The sequence below is a fragment of the Stenotrophomonas sp. SAU14A_NAIMI4_5 genome, assembly GCF_003086795.1.
Classification (GTDB): Bacteria; Pseudomonadota; Gammaproteobacteria; order Xanthomonadales; family Xanthomonadaceae; genus Stenotrophomonas.
On sequence record NZ_CP026003.1, the window covers coordinates 4023526 to 4040136 of the forward strand.

A 16611-nucleotide genomic window follows, 5' to 3' on the forward strand; every position below is an offset into this window, starting at 1 on the left:
ATTACGGGATTAATTCTCATTTGCTGTTGCGCAGGATGCGGGCGGCAGCCTCGACGGCCTCTCTCCCCGATGTTCAAGAACGTCCTGTTCCAACTGCACTGGCTGCTGGGCATCACGGCCGGCACGATCCTGGCCATCATGGGCCTCAGCGGCGCCACGCTGTCCTTCGAGGACGAGCTGCTGCGTGCCGCCAACCCTGGCTTCGCCGCCATCGCCGAACACCACGACGACGGCCAGCAGCCGCTCGCGCTGAGCGAACTGGTGCCGCTGCTGCAGGCCGGCAGCGAGCGCCCGCTGCAACGCCTGCGCGTGGACGCCACCGGCCAGCGCCCCTCGGTGGCGCGCTTCGCCGGCGGCAAGGATCACTGGGTCTACTTCAACCCCTACAACGGCGAACGCTTCAGCCACCTGCGTGGCCAGGCGTTCTTCGATTTCGTCGAAGACCTGCACCGGCACCTCGCGGCCGGTGAACGCGGCAAGGTCGTGGTCGGCAGCTGTGCCATCGCCCTGCTGTTCTTCGCCCTGTCCGGCCTGTACCTGCGCTGGCCGCGCCGCTGGTGGCACTGGCGCAGCTGGCTGGCAGTGGAATGGAAGCGCAGCGGCCGCGGCTTCCTGTGGAGCCTGCACTCGGTGATCGGTACCTGGGTGCTGCTGATCTACCTGATGAGTGCGCTGACCGGCCTGTGGTGGTCGTTCGACTGGTACCGCAGTGCAGCCAATTCGGTGCTGGGCGTGACCCCGCCGGCCAAGCACAAGGTCGCGCCCGATGCCGTGCTCGACCTGCAGCATGTCGAGGACACGCTGTATGCGCAGCCCGGCGTGCGCAGCGGTTACATCGACCTGCGCCTGCCGGAAAAACCGGGCCAGGTGCTGAACGTGCGGGTGATGTCCGGCGACCCGGCCCTGCGCGGCGGCCACCACGACCGCGCGCATGACCTGCTGCAGCTGGACCCGGCCAGCGGCGCGCTGCTCGATGCACGCCCCTACGAGCGCCAGGGCACCGGCGGCAAGCTGGCCACCAGCGTGTTCGCGCTGCATTCGGGAAGCTACTTCGGCCTGCCCGGCCGCGTGGTGGTGATGCTCAGTAGCCTGGCCATGTGCCTGTTCTTCATCACCGGCTGGATGCTGTACCTGGACCGCCGGCGCAGCCGGCGCGCGGCACGTGCGCTGCGGCAGACCCTGCCTGCGGCGCAGGAAAGCGGCGGCGAAGGCACGCCGTGGCGGGTGATCCATGCCAGCCAGAGCGGCTTGGCCGAACAGCTGGCCTGGCGTGCGGCAGCGCAGCTGCAGGCCGCCGGCCACCCGGTACAGGTGCTGCCACTGGCGCGGGTAACGGCTGCGTTGCTGCAGGACAGCCCGCAGGTCCTGTTCGTGCTCAGCACCTTTGGCGATGGCGAGCCGCCGGACAACGCCCGTCGTGCCGCACGCCAGCTGCTGTCCCAGCGCGTGGATCTTTCGGGCCTGCGCCACGGCGTACTGGCGCTGGGCGATCGGCAGTACCCGCATTACTGCGCGTTCGGCGCCGCGGTCGACACGTGGCTGGCCGGCAACGGTGCGCAGCCCCTGTTCCCGCGCATCGACGTGGACGCCGCGTCGTTGGTGGCACTGCGTCAGTGGCAACGCGAGCTGGGCGCGCTGACCGGCATCGTCACCGATGACAGCGTGCTGCCGCCGGCCACGCAGATGCACGACTGGCAGCTGCTCGCACGCGAAGAACTGAACCCGGGCAGCCTGGGTGGCGCGATCTGGAATATCCGTCTGGCGCCGCCGGCCGGCACGACCTGGCAGGCCGGCGACATTCTGCACATCGCACCGCGCAACAGCGCGCAGCACGCCGCAGCGGTGCTGCAGGCGTACGGGCTGGACCCGCTGCAGCCGCTGCTGCTCGACGGCACCACCCGCACGCTGCTGGAACTGGCAGGCGAACGCGTGCTGCCCGACGAAGGGGCCGCGCTGCCGGTACAGGACGCCGCGCTGTGGCTGGCCGGGCTGCCGGAGCTGCCGGGGCGCGAGTATTCGATTGCCTCGTGCGCCGCCGATGGTGCAGTGGACCTGGTGGTGCGCCTGGTGCACGACGCTGCGGGCCGCGCCGGCCTGGGCTCGGGCTGGCTGTCGCTGCATGCGCCGCTGGGCAGCCGCATCGCCGCGCGCGTTCACCGCAACCCGGGCTTCCATCGCCAGGACGGTGCGCCGATGGTGCTGGTCGGCAACGGCACCGGCATCGCCGGCCTGCGCAGCCTGCTGCGCGAAGCCACGCAGCACGACCAGCATGGCCATTGGCTGCTGTTCGGCGAACGCCAGCGCGCGCACGACCAGTTGTTCGCCGAGGAGATCGCGCAGTGGCAGGCCGAGGGCCATCTGGCCCGCGTGGACCTCGCGTTCTCGCGTGATGCCGACGGTGGTGGCTACGTGCAGCACCGCCTGCAGGCCGCTGCGGCGGAACTGCAGGCGTGGCTGGCGCGCGGCGCGGTCATCCACGTGTGCGGTTCGCTGCAGGGCATGGCCGAGGGTGTTGACCAGGTCCTGCGTGCCGCACTGGGCGATGACGAAGTGGAGACGCTGCTGGAGAACGGTCGCTACCGCCGCGACGTGTATTGATCCGCGTCTGGTAATGCCGGCCAGCGGCCGGCATTACCGGCGCGCCATCACGCGGCAACGCGCGGGCGCCGCTCCGGCTGCAGGCGGAACGCCGACACCGCTTCGGCCAAGGCCTGCACCTGGGCCTGCATGTGCGCGGTCGATGCGCCGGCTTCCTCCACCAGGCTTGCATTGCGCTGGGTGCTCGACTCCATCTGCACGATGGTCTGGTTCACCTGGGCGATGCCGGCGTGCTGGTCCTGCGATGCACTGCGGATGGCGGTGAGCAGTTCCGCCAACTGCTGCACGCTGCCGACGATCTCGCCCATGGTGGTACCGGCCTGCTCGGCCTGCACATTGCCCTGGCCGACGCGGGTGACCGAATCCTCGATCAGCCCCTTGATCTGCTTGGCCGCCTCGGCACTACGCTGGGCCAGCAAGCGCACTTCGGAGGCCACCACGGCGAAGCTGCGGCCCTGCTCGCCGGCACGCGCGGCTTCCACGGCGGCGTTCAGCGCCAGGATGTTGGTCTGGAAGGCGATGCCGTCGATCAGCTGGGTGATGTCGCCGATGCGGCGCGAGGCTTCGCTGATGCCGTGCATGGTGGCCACTACCTGGCCCACGGCTTGGCCACCACGCGCGGCCACCGCCGCCGCGCCCTGCACCAGCGCATCGGCACGGCCGGCGGCATCGGCGTTGCGGCCGACGGTGTCGGTCAGTTCGTGCATCGATGCGGCGGTCTCTTCCAGGTTGGCCGCCTGCTGTTCGGTACGCTGCGAGAGGTCATGGTGGCCGGCGACGATCTCGCCCACGCCCACATCCAGCCGCGACGTGGCCTGCTGGATGCGGGTGACGATACGGCCGAGCTGGCCGACGGTGGCGTTGGCATCGTCGCGCATGCGCGCGAACACGCCCTGCAGGTCACCCTCCATGCGCACGCTCAGGTCGCCGCGGGCCAGTGCCGCCAGCAGCGCCTGCAGGTCGCCCAGATTGGTTTCGAAGGTCGCCAGCAGGTGGTTGATGCTGGTGGACAGCGTACGCACGAAGCCCTGCTTGCCTTCCAGCGCGATGCGACCCTGCAGTTCGCCGTGTGCGGCCGCGTCGACCAGCGCGGCCACTTCGGTTTCCAGCAGGGTTTCCAGTGCGCGGCTGCGCCATTCCACCGCCACGCCGAGGAAATGGCCTTCATCGACGATCGCGTTGGCGATCAGCTGGTAGCGCACGCCGAGGTGATTGATCTCGCGTTCCTCGCGGCGGCGCACGCCGGACAGGCTGGTCATCGCCGGGTGCAGGCGCACTGCATCGCTGCCAACCAGTGCGTCGGCCGGCATGCCCAGCAGCTGCAGCAGGGCGGGATTGGCGTAGGCCACCTGCCCTTCCGCATCGATCACCATCAGCCCGGTCTGTGCGCTGTCCAGCGCCTGGCGCACGCGGGTGTTGCCACGGGCCACCGCGCGTTCCTCCTCGATGCGCGCGCGCAGTCGCTGCTGCATGTCGATCAGGCGCTGCGCCAGCTGGCCGATCTCATCGTTGGCGTTGTGCACGCGCAGGGTGGTGTCGAGGCGATCATCGGCAATGTCGCTGGCGAAACGCAGGGTGTCCTGGATCGGACGGCGTACCGCGCGCAGCACCAGCACCAGGCTGGTGATCAGCACACCGGCCACCAGCACGAGCGTGGCGGCGAACAGCACGCTCATGGTGCGTGCACCGGCCTGCTGGCGTGCCTGCGCCTGGGCCAGCGCCTGCACCTGGGCCTTCTGGAAGGCGGCCAGTGCAGGCGCCACGCTGGCGGCGGTATCCAGCAGCGACTGGGCTTCCACATCCAGGCCGACGCGGGCGGCGGTGTAGCCCAGCAGCGCGGCCTGGTAGGCATCCATGTCGGTGCGCAGGCTTTCCTGCGCCTCGGCCGGCAAGCCGGCCAGGGCCAGGTCGAAGGGCAGTTTTTCTTCGCTGGCGCGGTCGGCATGGGTGGAATCGCCATCGAGCAGCAGCAACGCCTCCTGCCGACGCATCTTCTGCACATGCAGTTCCAGCGCCGGGCGCTGCAGCGCGGTCACGTTCGCCTGCAGCGTGTCGGCGGCCTGCTGCAGCTGCACGGCCAGGCCCGCGTCGCCGCGGCCCATCTCATCCACGCGCTCGAACAGCGCGGCGATGCCCTGCGAGAAGCCGTCGACCGCCTCGGCCAGGGACTGCAGCGCCTTGCGCCGGCCGGCATCCATCGGCATCGCGCGCAGCGCCTGCAGATCCTGCTTCAGCTCCTGCTGGGTGGCCAGCAGCTGGCTGCGGTCGGCATCATCGAAACTGCGCGCATACTGTGTCTGCAGGCGCCGTGCTTCGGCCACGCGGGTGGCCAGCGCCGCGGCCAGATCGCTGCCGTGCTGGTAGCTGGCCTGGGAGCGGGCCGCCTGTGCGCTGGTGTGGCCGGTCCAGGCGTAGACGCCGGCGATGGCGACCAGGCCCAGGCCGCAGACCCACAAGGTGGCCTTCAGCTTGTCGGCCACGCTGAGCCGGTGCGGCTGCAGCCAGCGCAACAGGCCGGGAAACGCCGAGCGCAGCCCATCGAAGTGGGTGCGCAGGGACCGGAGGCGAACAACCGCGGTCGACATGACAGACTCCAGGCAAAAGGACGCACCTGTATCGGCCTGGATCAGCGGGACTTTAGAACTATTTTCAAGAACTGCCACCGGGGGCGCACTTGCGGTCTTTGTACCGGCCGCAGGCGACGGGGCGATGACATCGGCGCCCTGCCCTTGACCTCAACCCCGGTTGCGGTTGCACAGTAGGTGTCCCTGCCCTGCCTGGTGCCGTCATGACCACGCTCGATATCCCCCGTTACCTGCAGCGCCTGCAGCTGCCGACCGCGCCGCCGGCCACCCTGGCCGGGCTGACCCTGCTGCAGCAACGCCACAACGCCCATGTGCCGTTCGAGACCCTCACCTGCCTGCTGCGCGATGCGGTGCCGATCGACCTGGACAGCGTGCAGCGCAAGCTGCTGGACGCGCAGCGCGGGGGCTACTGCTTCGAGCTCAATGGCGCCTTCCTCGTGCTGCTGCAGGCACTGGGCTTCGATGCCCATGCACTGAGCGCGCGCGTGCTGCTGTCGGCCGCCGAAGGCGAGCTGACGCCGCGTACCCACCTGTTGATCCGGGTGCGGCTGGACGGCGAGGACTGGCTGGTGGATGCCGGCTTCGGCAGCCTGACCCCGACCGTGCCGCTGCGGCTGCAGGAAACAGCCGCACAGGACACGCCGCATGAACGCTACCGGCTGCAGCGCCTGGATGACGGCGATTACCTGCTGGCGGCCAGCAGCGGTGACGACTGGCGGTCGCTGTACCGGTTCGACCTGACGTCGCCGGCGGCGGCCGACAACGAGGTGGGCAACTGGTATGTGTGCACGCACCCGCACTCGAGTTTCCCCGGGGAACTGCGTGCTTCGCTGACGTGGCCGGAGGGGCGGCGCACGATGGGCAGCGGCAACTACACCGAATACCGCCCGAGCCAGGCGCCGGAAAAGCGTGCGTTGCGCGATGTGGCGGATGTGCGGCAGGTGCTGCAGGAGGGCTTTGGCGTGCGGCTGCCGGACGATGCGCGGCTGGACCCGGCCATTGCCGGGTGGCTGCAGCGGTGGCAGGCGACGGCCGGGTAGAGTCGAGCTTGCTCGACTGGGTGCGCGGAGCAGTCGAGCAAGCTCGACTCTACGGGCCAACGGCAGCCGAGCGTGGGCTCGGCTCTACAGATGGGCGTCAGGCTGTTGTCGGGGCCTGCACGGCGATGCGGTTGCCTTCGCAATCGGCGATCTCCGCCACGCGCCAGGCGCCTGCCTCGGCGGGGCCGAATCGCAGCGCGGCACCCGCCTGCAGCGCACGGGCAAGGCTGGCATCGAGATCGTGCACGCCGACATAGATGCGCGCGCCCCGCTCGGACGGCAGGTAATCCGCGCCATGGACCAGCGCCATGCTGGCACCGCCTGCATCGTCGTCGAACGGCAGGTACGCCATCGTGCAGTCGTGCACCTCCACCGGGGCACCGATTTCCACCTGCAGCCACTGCTGGTAGAACGCGATGGCGCGGGCCAGGTCGGCCACCGGAATCTCGACGTGCATGACAGGGTTCATCGCCGCACCATACCGCTTCAGATGATGCGCAGGGTAATCGCCTTCAGCACTGCGCGGGTGCGGTCGCGGGTGCCCAGCTTGTCGAGGATGCTGGACACGTAGTTCTTCACCGTGCCTTCGGCCAGGAACAGGCTGCGCGCGATTTCCTTGTTGCTGTAGCCACCGGCCAGCAGGCGCAGGATGGCCACTTCGCGTTCGCCGAAGGTGTCGCTGGGTGGCGCTTCATCATGGAAGCGGTAGCGCGAGCGCACCGGTTCGGTACTGACCGGCAGCAGCAGGGTTTCGCCAGCGGCGACGCGCTCGATGGCTTCGCGCAGGTCGGCCGGCGCTGCATCCTTCAGCAGGAAACCCTGCGCACCCGCTTCGCTGGCGCGCAGCAGCAGGTCGCTTTCATCGAAGGTGGTCAGCAGCAGGCAGGGCGTGGCGTCGCCGCGCGATCGCAGCTGGCGCAGCGCCTCGATGCCATCCAGGCCGGGCATGCGGATATCACTGAGCACCACGTCCACCGGCTGCGTGGCCAGCGCATCCAACAGCGCCTGGCCATCCTCGGCTTCCAGCACCACCTGCACGCCCAAGCCCTGCAGCAGCGCGCGCAGGCCGGCGCGGACCAGGGCCTGGTCATCGGCCAGGGCGACCCGGATCGGTGCGCCGCTCATGCCGGCAACCGCGCGATCAGGTGCATGCCGCCCTGCTCGGTACGGGCCAGCTCCAGCTGCCCCTGCACATCGGCCAGCCGCTCGCGCATGCCGGAAATGCCACTGCCCTCGCGGATGCGCTCGGCGCGCTGGCCGTCATCGCGGATATCGATACGCAACCGGGAATCCTCTTCGCTCATCGTCAGCCATACGTTATCGGCTTCGCCATGCCGTGCGGCGTTGGTCAGGGCTTCCTGCACCAGGCGCAGCACCGTCTCTGCCGTGCGTGGATCGGTGACCCGCACGCCCTCGGCAATCCGCAGCTGCAGGCGCGGGCGCGGGAACGGCGCGGCCAGCGCATGCAGGGCGGTGTCCAGATCCAGGCCGCGATCATCGCGCATGGACTGCACGACCTGGCGGATGTCGGCCAGCAGTTCGCCGGACAGCTGTTCGGCGGTCTGCAGGCCCTCGCGTCCGGCCAGCACCGGATCGGCCGCCAGCGCACGCAGGTTGAGGCGCATGGCGGTGAGCTTGTGCCCGGCCACGTCGTGCAGCTCGCGCGCCAGGCGCAGGCGCTCGGCATCGCGGGCGCTGTCGGCCAACAGGGCGCGGGTGGCCAGCAGATCGGCATTGACCCGCGCCAGCTCGTCGCGGGCCAGCGCCGTGCTGCGCGCATAGTGCGCGGTCAGCGCGGCGAAGGCCTGGAAGCCGCCGTACAGCAGCACCACCAGCAGCGGCTGGGTGAAACCACTGTGGCGCAGCACGGCGTACTCGGCCAGGTTGGCCAGCAGCGCAACCACCAGTACGAAGCGCGGCGGCCAATGCTCGGCCAGCTGCGCAACCAGCACCACCAGCAGCACCGGTGCCGTGCCGGTGCGTGGCTGCAGGGCGATGAGGGCGACCGCCAGCAGCGCCTGCAGCACGGCAACAACCGCGCGGAGGCGGGTCAGCAGCCCGACCCAGCCGTGCACCGCGAACAGCAGCAGGAAGGCGCCGAGCAGCAGCAGGCTTGATCCGGCCCCGCTGCGCTGCACGCCGAATGACAGGCCGACCACCAGCACGGTGATCACGCCGGCAAGGCTGAGGGGACGCAGGAGATGGCGGAGCAGGCTGGGCATGGCGGCATGCTGACCGGCCCGGGCCCCCGCCGGCAATGGGTCCAGCGCAGAAAGTGACTTCTGGCACGTCGGATCGATGACCACTGGCCCTGAACCCGGGCCAGCCCCCGGCGCAGACTGGCCCCACACCTCCAGACGGAACTGCCGCCATGATCCGCACCGCCCTGACCTGCTCCCTGCTCGCTGGCCTGCTGCTTGCCGGCGGCACCCATGCCGCCGAGCTGACCGTGAACGTGCACGATGTCCGCGCCCAGACCGGCACCCTGCGCGCCGCCCTGGTGTCCTCCGACGAGGCCTGGAACGGCAAGGCCGCGCCGGTGCAGGCGCAGCAGGCACACCCGCAGGGCGACAGCGTGCACTTCACCTTCAAGGATCTGCCGGCCGGCAGCTACGCCGTGCTGCTGACCCACGACGAGAATGACAACGGCAAGCTCGACACCAACCTGGTCGGCATGCCGATCGAAGGCTACGGCTTCAGCAACAATCCGCAGGTGATGCGCAAGCCGACCTTCGAGGAAGCCCGCTTCGCGGTGCCCGCCGCCGGCACCGCCATCGACATCACCCTGCGCTGATTCTCCTTCCCGCACCGAGGCCCGCCATGGATCGTCGCCGCTTCCTCCGCACCCTGATCAGCAGCACCGCTGGCCTGGCCCTGGGCGCCACCGCCCTGCGCAGCGCCCCGGCCTTCGCCAACGACCCGGCGCAGTTCGCCCAGGGCCTGCAGGCGCATCCGTGGCTGCTGGGCTGGCGCGGGGTGAGCAGCGAGACGCTGGGCCCGGCCACGGTGCAGCTGCAGGGCCGGCTGCCGGCCGGCCTGGCCGGCACCCTGTACCGCAACGGCCCGGCCTGGAGCGAGCGCGGCACCCTGCGCTACGACCACTGGTTCGACGGCGACGGCATGGTCCACGGTTGGCACTTCAACGGCGACGGCAGCCTGACCCACCGCGCACGCATGGTGGCCACGCCGAAGTTCACCCGCGAGCAGAAGGCCGGTCGCTTCCTCTACCCCGCCGCCGGCACCAGCGTCCCCAACGCACAGGCCGTGCGCAACAACGACGATGCCAACGTGGCCAACACGTCGGTGATGGCGCTCAATGGCCGCGTGTTCGCCCTGTGCGAATCCGGCTCGGCGTTCGAGGTGCATCCCGATTCGCTGGAGACGATCGGCCCGGTGACCTGGCGCCCTGACCTGGCGGCCCTGCCGTTCTCGGCGCACCCGCTGGTGGACCGCGATGGCAGCGTCTGGAACTTCGGCTCGATCAGCCTGATGGGCGGCGCCGGTCTGCTGGTCTGGCACATCGGCAAGGATGGCCAGCTGATCAGCGCCGATGTGATCGCCACGCCCGGCCGTGGCTACCTGCATGCCTTCACCATGACCGACCAGCAACTGGTCTTCGTGCTGGCGCCGTTCGACTTCAATGAGAGCGGCGGCAGCTTCTTCGAACGCATGCAGTTCGCCCCGCAGCGCGCGGCCAACATCGCGGTGGTATCCAAGGATGCGCCGGACAAGGCGCAGTGGTTTGAAGCACCGTTCGCGGCGATCTACCACTTCGGCGATGCACACCGCAGCAAGGACGGCATCGTGGTGCGTGCCGTGCGCCGCGACAACATGGACGAAGCCCGCTCGCCGATGAAGGAAGCGATGGCCGGTGACGGCGCCCACGCCACCAACGGCCACAGCAGCCTGGTGGAACTGCACCTGGACCTGCGCCGTGGCCAGGCGCGCTGGCAGGATACCGGCATCAGTACGGTGGAATTCCCGCTGTTCGACCCGCGCACGCCCGACAGCCGCGCGGCCCGCCTGTACGCACCGACCGTCGATGGCGCCAGCAACACGCCGTACTTCAATGCGGTGGCCGCCTTCGACGTGGAACGTGGCCGCCGCCAGGTGTGGCGCTATGGCAGCGACATCATGGCCGAGGAGCATGTGTTCGTGCCCCGCCCCGGCAGCCGCAATCCGGATGATGGCTGGCTGGTCGGGACCCTGCTGGATCCGGTGAACAAGCGCAGCGGTATTGCCGTGCTGGATGCGCGCCATGTGCAGGACGGCCCGCTGGCGCAGGCTTGGCTGCCGTACGCGGTGCCGCTGGGTTTCCACGGCACGTTTGCCGCGCGGGCGTAACCGCAGGCGCACGCCGCGCGCACGCGGCCCCTGGCATGCTGGCGTTCCCCGTGTTCCCCGGAGTGCCCCCATGCCGCTGTCCGACCACCGCGCTGTACTTGCTCCACACGGTCACCTGCGCGTGGCGATCAACCTGGGCAACCCGGTGCTCGCCCAGGGCGATGCGCGCTCGCCGCGCGGACCGTCCGTGGAGCTGGCCACGACGCTGGCGCAGCGGCTGGGCGTGCAGGCGCGTTTCACCTGCCACGATGCGGCGGCCTCGGTCGTGGCCGCTGCCGCCGAGGATGGCTGGGACCTGGCGTTCCTGGCGGTGGATCCGGCGCGTGCCGACCGGATCGCGTTCAGTGCGCCCTATGTGGAGATCGAAGGCACCTACCTGGTGCGCGAAGCCAGCCCGGCGCGAACGGTGGCCGACCTCGACCGCGAAGGCGTGCGCATCGCGGTGGGTCGCGGCGCGGCCTACGACCTGTACCTGAGCCGCGAGCTGAAGCATGCGCGGACTGAGCGCGCCGAGACATCGGCGGCAGCGATCGCGCTGTTCGACCAGCAGCAGCTGGATGCAGCGGCCGGTGTACGCCAGCCGCTGCAGGCCTGGTCGCAGGCGCATCCCGGGCATCGGGTGCTGGCCGATCGCTTCACCGCGATCCAGCAGGCGGTGGCCGCCCCGGTCGCGCGCCCGGCGGATGCACTGCAGGCGTTGTTTGCCGAGGTGGAAGCGATCAAGCAGGGGCCGTTGCTGGGGGAGGCGTTCGCGCGGGCCGGGCAGGCGGTGACGCTGGTGCGGTGAGGGGTTCGTTTTTTCTGTAGAGCCGAGCCCATGCTCGGCTGCCGTGTGCGGGGTTCCTGCGAAGAGCAGCCGTGCATGGCTCGGCTCTACTGGGTGATGGGTTCCTGCGAAAAGCAGCCGAGCATGGGCTCGGCTCTACAGCTGCAGCAGCGCCAGGTAGCCGGTCACCGTCAGCAGGGACAACAAGGTTGTTCCCAGCACCGTGGCGGCCGTGGTCGATGCTTCGCGGCGGTGGAACTCGGCCAGCATGAAGGGGCCGGTGCCGGTGGGCAGTACGGCCATGAGCACCGCGGCGTGGGCAAGCGCGGCCGGCAGCGCAAACACCTGCGTGGCGAGCAGCCACACCAGCAGGGGATGCACCAGCAGCTTCAGGCCGCCCAGCACCACCGCGCTGCGCCCAGCACCCGGCACCGGCGTGCGCCGCTCCCCGAGGAAAAGGCCCAGCGCGATCAGCGCACACGGGGCCGCCGCGCCGCCGAGCAGCTTCAGGAAGGTTTCCGCCGGCGCCGGCATCGACAGGCCCAGCGCCATCGGCAGCACGCCGGCCAGCGGCGCCAGCAGCAGCGGATTGCGCAGCAGCGAGCGCGCCACCTTGCCCAGCAGATGGTGCAGGCGCTGCTCGCGCTGCAGGCCGACCTCGATCAGCACGATGGCTGCGGCGAACAGCACGCACACCGTCAGCAGGGTCGCGACCAGCGTCGGGGCCAACGCCGACGGCCCGAGCGCGGCCACTGCCAGCGGAAAGCCGACGAAGCCGGTGTTTGCATAGGCGGCGTTGAGCCCGTCGATACTGGCATCGGCCAGCGCGTGGCCGCGGCGTCGACGCCACCACACCGTGGCGGCAAACAGCAGCGCGGTGCCACCGCCGAAGCTGGCGATGAAACCCGGATGCCAGAGCTGCTGCCAGCGCGCATTGGCCACCACGTCGAACAGCAGCGCCGGCAGCGCCAGCTGCACCACGAAGCGGTTCAGCTCACTGGTCGAATGCGGGCCCAGCGCACCACTGCGGCGGGCCAGCCAACCGGCAAGGATCAGCGCGAACACGGGAAGGACGATGGCCAGGACGGACAGCATGGGCGGCGCGAAGGGAGGGAATGCCGCGCAGGCTACGTGCCATCATCAATACCTTCCAATGCTTTTAACGGGCACCAGCGATACCATTCGCGCATGATCGACATCCGCCCGCTGCGTTACTTCCTGGCCGTCGCTGACACCCTGCACTTCGGTCGGGCCGCCGAACGCCTCAATGTCACCCAGCCGCCGCTGAGCCGGCAGATCGCCGCGCTGGAGGACTCTCTGGGCGTGGCGCTGCTGGAGCGCGACTCGCGGCACGTGCGCCTGACCGCGGCCGGCCAGCGCTTCCAGGAGGACGCGCGCGGGGTGATGAACGCCCTGCAACAGACCTGCCACGCTGCCCGCCAGGTCGGTGCGGGCGAGCTGGGTGAGCTGCAGGTGGGCTTCATGATGCATGCCGCGCACAGCTCGGTACCGCCGCTGGCCCGTCGCTTCATTGCCGCGCATCCACAGGTGCAGCTGCGCCTGCGGGAGGCGCTGCCGATGGCCCTGCTGGACGGGGTGCGTTCGGGTGCGCTGGATGCAGGTATCGGCTTTGCGCCGGCGTCGCTGCGCGGGCTGGAACTGCTGCCGCTGCAGGAAGAACCGCTGTGCGTGGTGGTGCCGGCCGACCATCGCCTGGCGCGCCGCCGCAGCGTCGATATCACCGCTCTGGCCGGCGAGGCGCTGATCACCGCGCCGGCCGACGTGGTGCCGACCCTGCGCGAGGCCATCGAAGCCAGCTTCCATGCCGCGGGCCTGCAGGCCGATGTGCGGCTGGAAGTGCAGCTTCAACAGAGCATCGTCAGCCTGGTGGGCGAAGGGCTGGGCATCGCGCTGGTGCCAGCCTCGCTGCAGCGCATGGGCATGCCCGGCGTGTCCTTCGTTCGCCTGAAGGACGCGCCGCGCGTGCAGCAGGTGGTGTTCTGGAAGGCGGACAACCGCAATCCAGTGCTGCCGCGGTTCCTGGCCTGCGTGGTGGATCGGTAGAGTCGAGCTTGCTCGACTGCTCCTGGCGCTTCAGTCGAGCAAGCTCGACTCTACAAAGAGCGAAGAGCAGCCGAGCATGGGCTCGGCTCTACAGAGAGCCACAGAAGTCGAGCATGGCTCGACTCTACAATGGACCCGGCGCAGCTACAGGGGGCGGTCAGCGCTGCAGGGCGTCCTGCACGGCCTTGGCCACGTCGGTGTTGTCGATGTAGCTGCCGTCGTTCCAGCGCACATGCTGGCGGTAGCCGGCATCGACGCCGCGCACGCGCTGGCCCAGCAGTTCGGCACCGTTACCCTTGGCCCACAGCGGCACCAGGCCGTTGGAGTGGTTGCCGGTGGGGCGGAAGCTCATGCCCGGCATCTGCCCGCGGCCGTTGTTGCGCACCGGCTCGAAGGCCACCTTCTGCGCGTCCGGGCCCATCGGCATGCTGTTGTCGTGGTCGGTGGTGACGATCAGCAGGTTGCGCTCCCAGCCGCCGTTCTGCTCGATCCATGCCACCACTGCCGACACCGCATCGTTGAACTCGGCGGTCTCTTCGATCAGGCGGCCGTACTGCGGCTGGTCGGTGCAGGCACCGTAGTGCCACTCGGTACCGCAGGCGCTGGTGTGCGCGGCCCAGTCGGTGGCGCCACCTTCAACCATCAGGAACAGGCCCTTGGGCGAGCGCTGCTGCAGGAAGCGCAGCGCGCCGCGGGTCATCGTCGCCAGGTCCGGCACGCTGTCGATCTTCTTCACCCCCGACGGCGTCGCGGCATCGCGCCCGACCACCGGCAGCTGGCGCGCCTGCTGCAGGGTGTTGGCCACGCGCGGCACGCCGATCAGCGGGCGGTCGGACGGAAGGCGGCCATCGGCCAGTGCGGCGAAGTCATCCTTGCTGCGGATCAGGCGCCACGCACCGGACGGGTTGCCGGCAATCGGCGTGCCCGCTTCCAGCTGCTGCCAATCCTGCTGCGACACCCATTCCCACGGGTTCTGGCAGCCTTCGGCGGCGACCTTGTCCATGCCGTCCACGCAGGGCGTGCCGTCGACGCTGTAGCCGGGGCCGCCGGTGCCCATCACCAGATCCATGTGGCCCTGGGCCAGCATCTGGTGGGCGATCTGGTGGTAGCTGTTGCGCGATTCGCTCTGCGCCGCGAACGCCGCCGGCGTGGCGTGCGGGAACGGCACCGAGGTGACCACGCCGGTGGCCATGCCCAGCGCCTTGGCGCGCAGGGTGTTGAACTCCACCGGCTGGCCATCGTTGTTGTAGTTGATGGCGTTGTTGTAGGTCTTTACGCCGGACGCCAACGCAGTGCCCGCGGCGGCGCTGTCGGTGGCGACGGCAGCCAGGTACTGGTATGCGACGAACGGCAGATCGGGCGCCGGCACCTCGGTGGTGTCCCAGGCCTGCATGGGGTCGTAGCCGATGCGCTGCGAATCATCGCGGGTGGGCTGGCCACTGGCGTTGAGCGGGAACGTGGTGACGGCCAGGCGCTGCGGGAAATCCGCATACGGTGCGCCTTCGCGGCTGCCGTACTGCCAGTAGGCCGCCGCATCCCAGGTCCCCCAACCCGCGCCGTCGTTGATCATCACGATGACGTTGTGCGGGCGCGCTTCGGCGGTCGTTGCGGTGGCCGCCTGCGCATCGGGGCGCGTCGTCGGCTGACAGGCAGTGAGCGCGGCAAGCGACGCCAGGATCGACGGGCACAGCCAGCGTCGCGCGAGGGGTCGGGTCATGGAGATTCCTGCAGTACGAAAGGCGGCGACACCGCCAACAGCAGCACGTTATATCATTGCAATGTTGCAGATTCGTGCGGCTTTTCGCCCTGCGTGCTGCGCGTTATCGTGTTGATGATGTCACTGCCTGCTTCGCCGATACCGGCACTTTCTTCGATCACCGTGGATGCGGCCACGCTGCACACCCTGCAGCAGCACGAGGCCAGGCTGCCGCGCGCGCCCGCCTCGCTGACCAAGCTGATGACCGCGCATGTGGCCTATGAGGCCATCGCGCGCGAGGGTCATGCGTGGACGGACAGCACCGTGATCGATGCGCATGACGTGCACACGGTGGCCGCCGATGAAACGCGGATGGGCCTGGTGCCGGGCGAGACCGTTACCCTGGGCCACCTGCTGGAAGGCCTGATGGTCGTCTCCGGCAACGATGCCGCGTTGGCGCTGGCCCGCCACCTGGAAGGTTCGGAGGCTGCCTACGTGCAGCGCATGAATGACACCGCCGCGCGCATGGGCCTGCGCGATACGCACTTCGTCTCGGTCTCGGGCATCACCACGCCGGGCCATGTGTCGACCGCGCATGACATGGCGATGCTTGCCGCGCGACTGCTGGCCGATCATCCGCAGGTGCTGGCCATCACCGCGCGGCGCCACTTCAGCCACGGCACGTTCTGCAAGGACAACCAGAACACGCTGCTGGGCTCGGATGGCATCGATGGGCTGAAGACCGGCTATACCCGCGCGGCGGGCTTCTGCCTGGCGGCGACCGCGTGCCGCGACAGCGAAAAAGCCACGCACCGGCTGATCAACATCACCCTTGGCGCGCCCACGCGGGAAGCGCGCAACGCGTGGGTGCAGCAATGCCTGCAGGACGGTTTCGCGCAGCTGCAGCGCGACGCGGCGATCAGCGCGCGCGGCTGACGGTTTCGACGATCAGCCGTTGCAGTTCCGCTTCCGCATCCGGCTGCAGCAGTGCGCCGGCAGCCACCGCCTCGGACAGTGCTTCGGCGGCGCCAAGGATCGCCCAGCGCCCGGCCACAGGCACGGCGCCGTCGGCTGCAAACGGGCCGAGCCATTGTGCACACTGTTCGACGAAGTCCTGCTGATAGCGGTGGCGTACGTCGCGCAGCTCGGGCGAACCGGTCAACGCAGCAAGGATCGCCTGGATGTCGCTGCCCTGCGAGAGCACGCAGTCGATGTAGCCCGACGCGATGGCCTGCGCACGTTCGTGCAGGCGCGCCGGTGCCGCGCCGATGCGCGCATCGAACACGGCGGTCTGGCGCTGGTCGTAGTCCGCATACAACGCGGCCAGCAGGCCATTGCGGGTGATGAAGTGATCGTAGGCCACCGGCTTGGTCACGCCGGCCGCCTCGGCCAGGCGTCCCAGGCTGAGGGCATCGGTGCCCTCGCCGCCCACCAGTGTCCAGGCCACGTCCAGCAGCTGGCGGCCACGCTGTTCGCGTGACATCCGGCGACGGGTGGGCGTGGCGGCGGTGGACATGC

Annotated in this window: 14 protein-coding genes; 7 read left to right on the forward strand and 7 right to left on the reverse strand. The window is 69.7% G+C overall.

The window, feature by feature from the left end:
- Positions 1 to 69 precede the first annotated feature (69 nt).
- Positions 70 to 2598: a sulfite reductase flavoprotein subunit alpha gene (locus tag C1925_RS18465; protein ID WP_108770166.1), complete on the forward strand. Its 2529-nt coding sequence runs from the start codon at positions 70 to 72 to the stop codon at positions 2596 to 2598.
- A 47-nt stretch (positions 2599 to 2645) separates the two neighbouring features.
- Here the strand turns inward: C1925_RS18465 and C1925_RS18470 are convergent, their stop codons facing one another.
- Positions 2646 to 5183 (reverse strand): methyl-accepting chemotaxis protein, encoded by a 2538-nt coding sequence (locus C1925_RS18470; RefSeq protein ID WP_108770167.1) that lies wholly within the window; start codon positions 5181 to 5183, stop codon positions 2646 to 2648.
- Between the two features lie 203 nt (positions 5184 to 5386).
- Here C1925_RS18470 and C1925_RS18475 point away from each other — a divergent pair, with 203 nt between their 5' ends.
- Positions 5387 to 6223: an arylamine N-acetyltransferase gene (locus tag C1925_RS18475; RefSeq protein WP_108770168.1), complete on the forward strand. Its 837-nt coding sequence runs from the start codon at positions 5387 to 5389 to the stop codon at positions 6221 to 6223.
- Between the two features lie 97 nt (positions 6224 to 6320).
- Here C1925_RS18475 and C1925_RS18480 read toward each other — a convergent pair whose 3' ends face one another.
- The 3 genes from C1925_RS18480 to C1925_RS18490 are packed head-to-tail and all read right to left on the reverse strand — an operon-like array spanning position 6321 to position 8445.
- Positions 6321 to 6692 (reverse strand): VOC family protein, encoded by a 372-nt coding sequence (locus tag C1925_RS18480; RefSeq protein WP_108770169.1) that lies wholly within the window; start codon positions 6690 to 6692, stop codon positions 6321 to 6323.
- Positions 6693 to 6709: 17 nt separating this feature from the next.
- A complete protein-coding gene (locus tag C1925_RS18485; RefSeq protein ID WP_108770170.1) occupies positions 6710 to 7348 on the reverse strand; it encodes a response regulator transcription factor in 639 nt (212 codons plus the stop codon).
- Positions 7345 to 8445 (reverse strand): histidine kinase, encoded by a 1101-nt coding sequence (locus C1925_RS18490; protein ID WP_108770171.1) that lies wholly within the window; start codon positions 8443 to 8445, stop codon positions 7345 to 7347. Before C1925_RS18490 ends, C1925_RS18485 begins: the two co-directional genes overlap by 4 nt.
- Positions 8446 to 8594: 149 nt before the next feature.
- Here C1925_RS18490 and C1925_RS18495 point away from each other — a divergent pair, with 149 nt between their 5' ends.
- The 3 genes from C1925_RS18495 to C1925_RS18505 all read left to right on the forward strand — a co-directional run bounded on the left by C1925_RS18495 (position 8595) and on the right by C1925_RS18505 (position 11354).
- Complete coding sequence (locus tag C1925_RS18495) at positions 8595 to 9017, forward strand: DUF2141 domain-containing protein (protein WP_108770172.1); 423 nt, start codon at positions 8595 to 8597, stop codon at positions 9015 to 9017.
- Between the two features lie 26 nt (positions 9018 to 9043).
- Positions 9044 to 10567, forward strand: coding sequence for a carotenoid oxygenase family protein (locus tag C1925_RS18500; protein WP_108770173.1), 1524 nt, complete (start codon positions 9044 to 9046; stop codon positions 10565 to 10567).
- Between the two features lie 70 nt (positions 10568 to 10637).
- On the forward strand, positions 10638 to 11354 hold the full coding sequence (locus tag C1925_RS18505; RefSeq protein ID WP_108770174.1) for a transporter substrate-binding domain-containing protein: 717 nt from the start codon (positions 10638 to 10640) through the stop codon (positions 11352 to 11354).
- Positions 11355 to 11489: 135 nt separating this feature from the next.
- Here C1925_RS18505 and C1925_RS18510 read toward each other — a convergent pair whose 3' ends face one another.
- Positions 11490 to 12428: an AEC family transporter gene (locus C1925_RS18510; protein WP_108770175.1), complete on the reverse strand. Its 939-nt coding sequence runs from the start codon at positions 12426 to 12428 to the stop codon at positions 11490 to 11492.
- Positions 12429 to 12521: 93 nt separating this feature from the next.
- Here C1925_RS18510 and C1925_RS18515 point away from each other — a divergent pair, with 93 nt between their 5' ends.
- Positions 12522 to 13397: a LysR substrate-binding domain-containing protein gene (locus C1925_RS18515; RefSeq protein ID WP_108770176.1), complete on the forward strand. Its 876-nt coding sequence runs from the start codon at positions 12522 to 12524 to the stop codon at positions 13395 to 13397.
- A gap of 157 nt (positions 13398 to 13554) precedes the next feature.
- On the opposite strand, the gene C1925_RS18520 is transcribed toward C1925_RS18515, so the two are convergent.
- Complete coding sequence (locus C1925_RS18520) at positions 13555 to 15114, reverse strand: alkaline phosphatase (protein ID WP_108770177.1); 1560 nt, start codon at positions 15112 to 15114, stop codon at positions 13555 to 13557.
- Between the two features lie 117 nt (positions 15115 to 15231).
- Here C1925_RS18520 and C1925_RS18525 point away from each other — a divergent pair, with 117 nt between their 5' ends.
- Complete coding sequence (locus C1925_RS18525) at positions 15232 to 16029, forward strand: D-alanyl-D-alanine carboxypeptidase family protein (RefSeq protein ID WP_108770763.1); 798 nt, start codon at positions 15232 to 15234, stop codon at positions 16027 to 16029.
- Here the strand turns inward: C1925_RS18525 and C1925_RS18530 are convergent.
- A complete protein-coding gene (locus C1925_RS18530; protein ID WP_108770764.1) occupies positions 16013 to 16576 on the reverse strand; it encodes a TetR/AcrR family transcriptional regulator in 564 nt (187 codons plus the stop codon). The two genes, C1925_RS18525 and C1925_RS18530, sit on opposite strands and share 17 nt — an antisense overlap.
- Between the last annotated feature and the right edge of the window lie 35 nt (positions 16577 to 16611).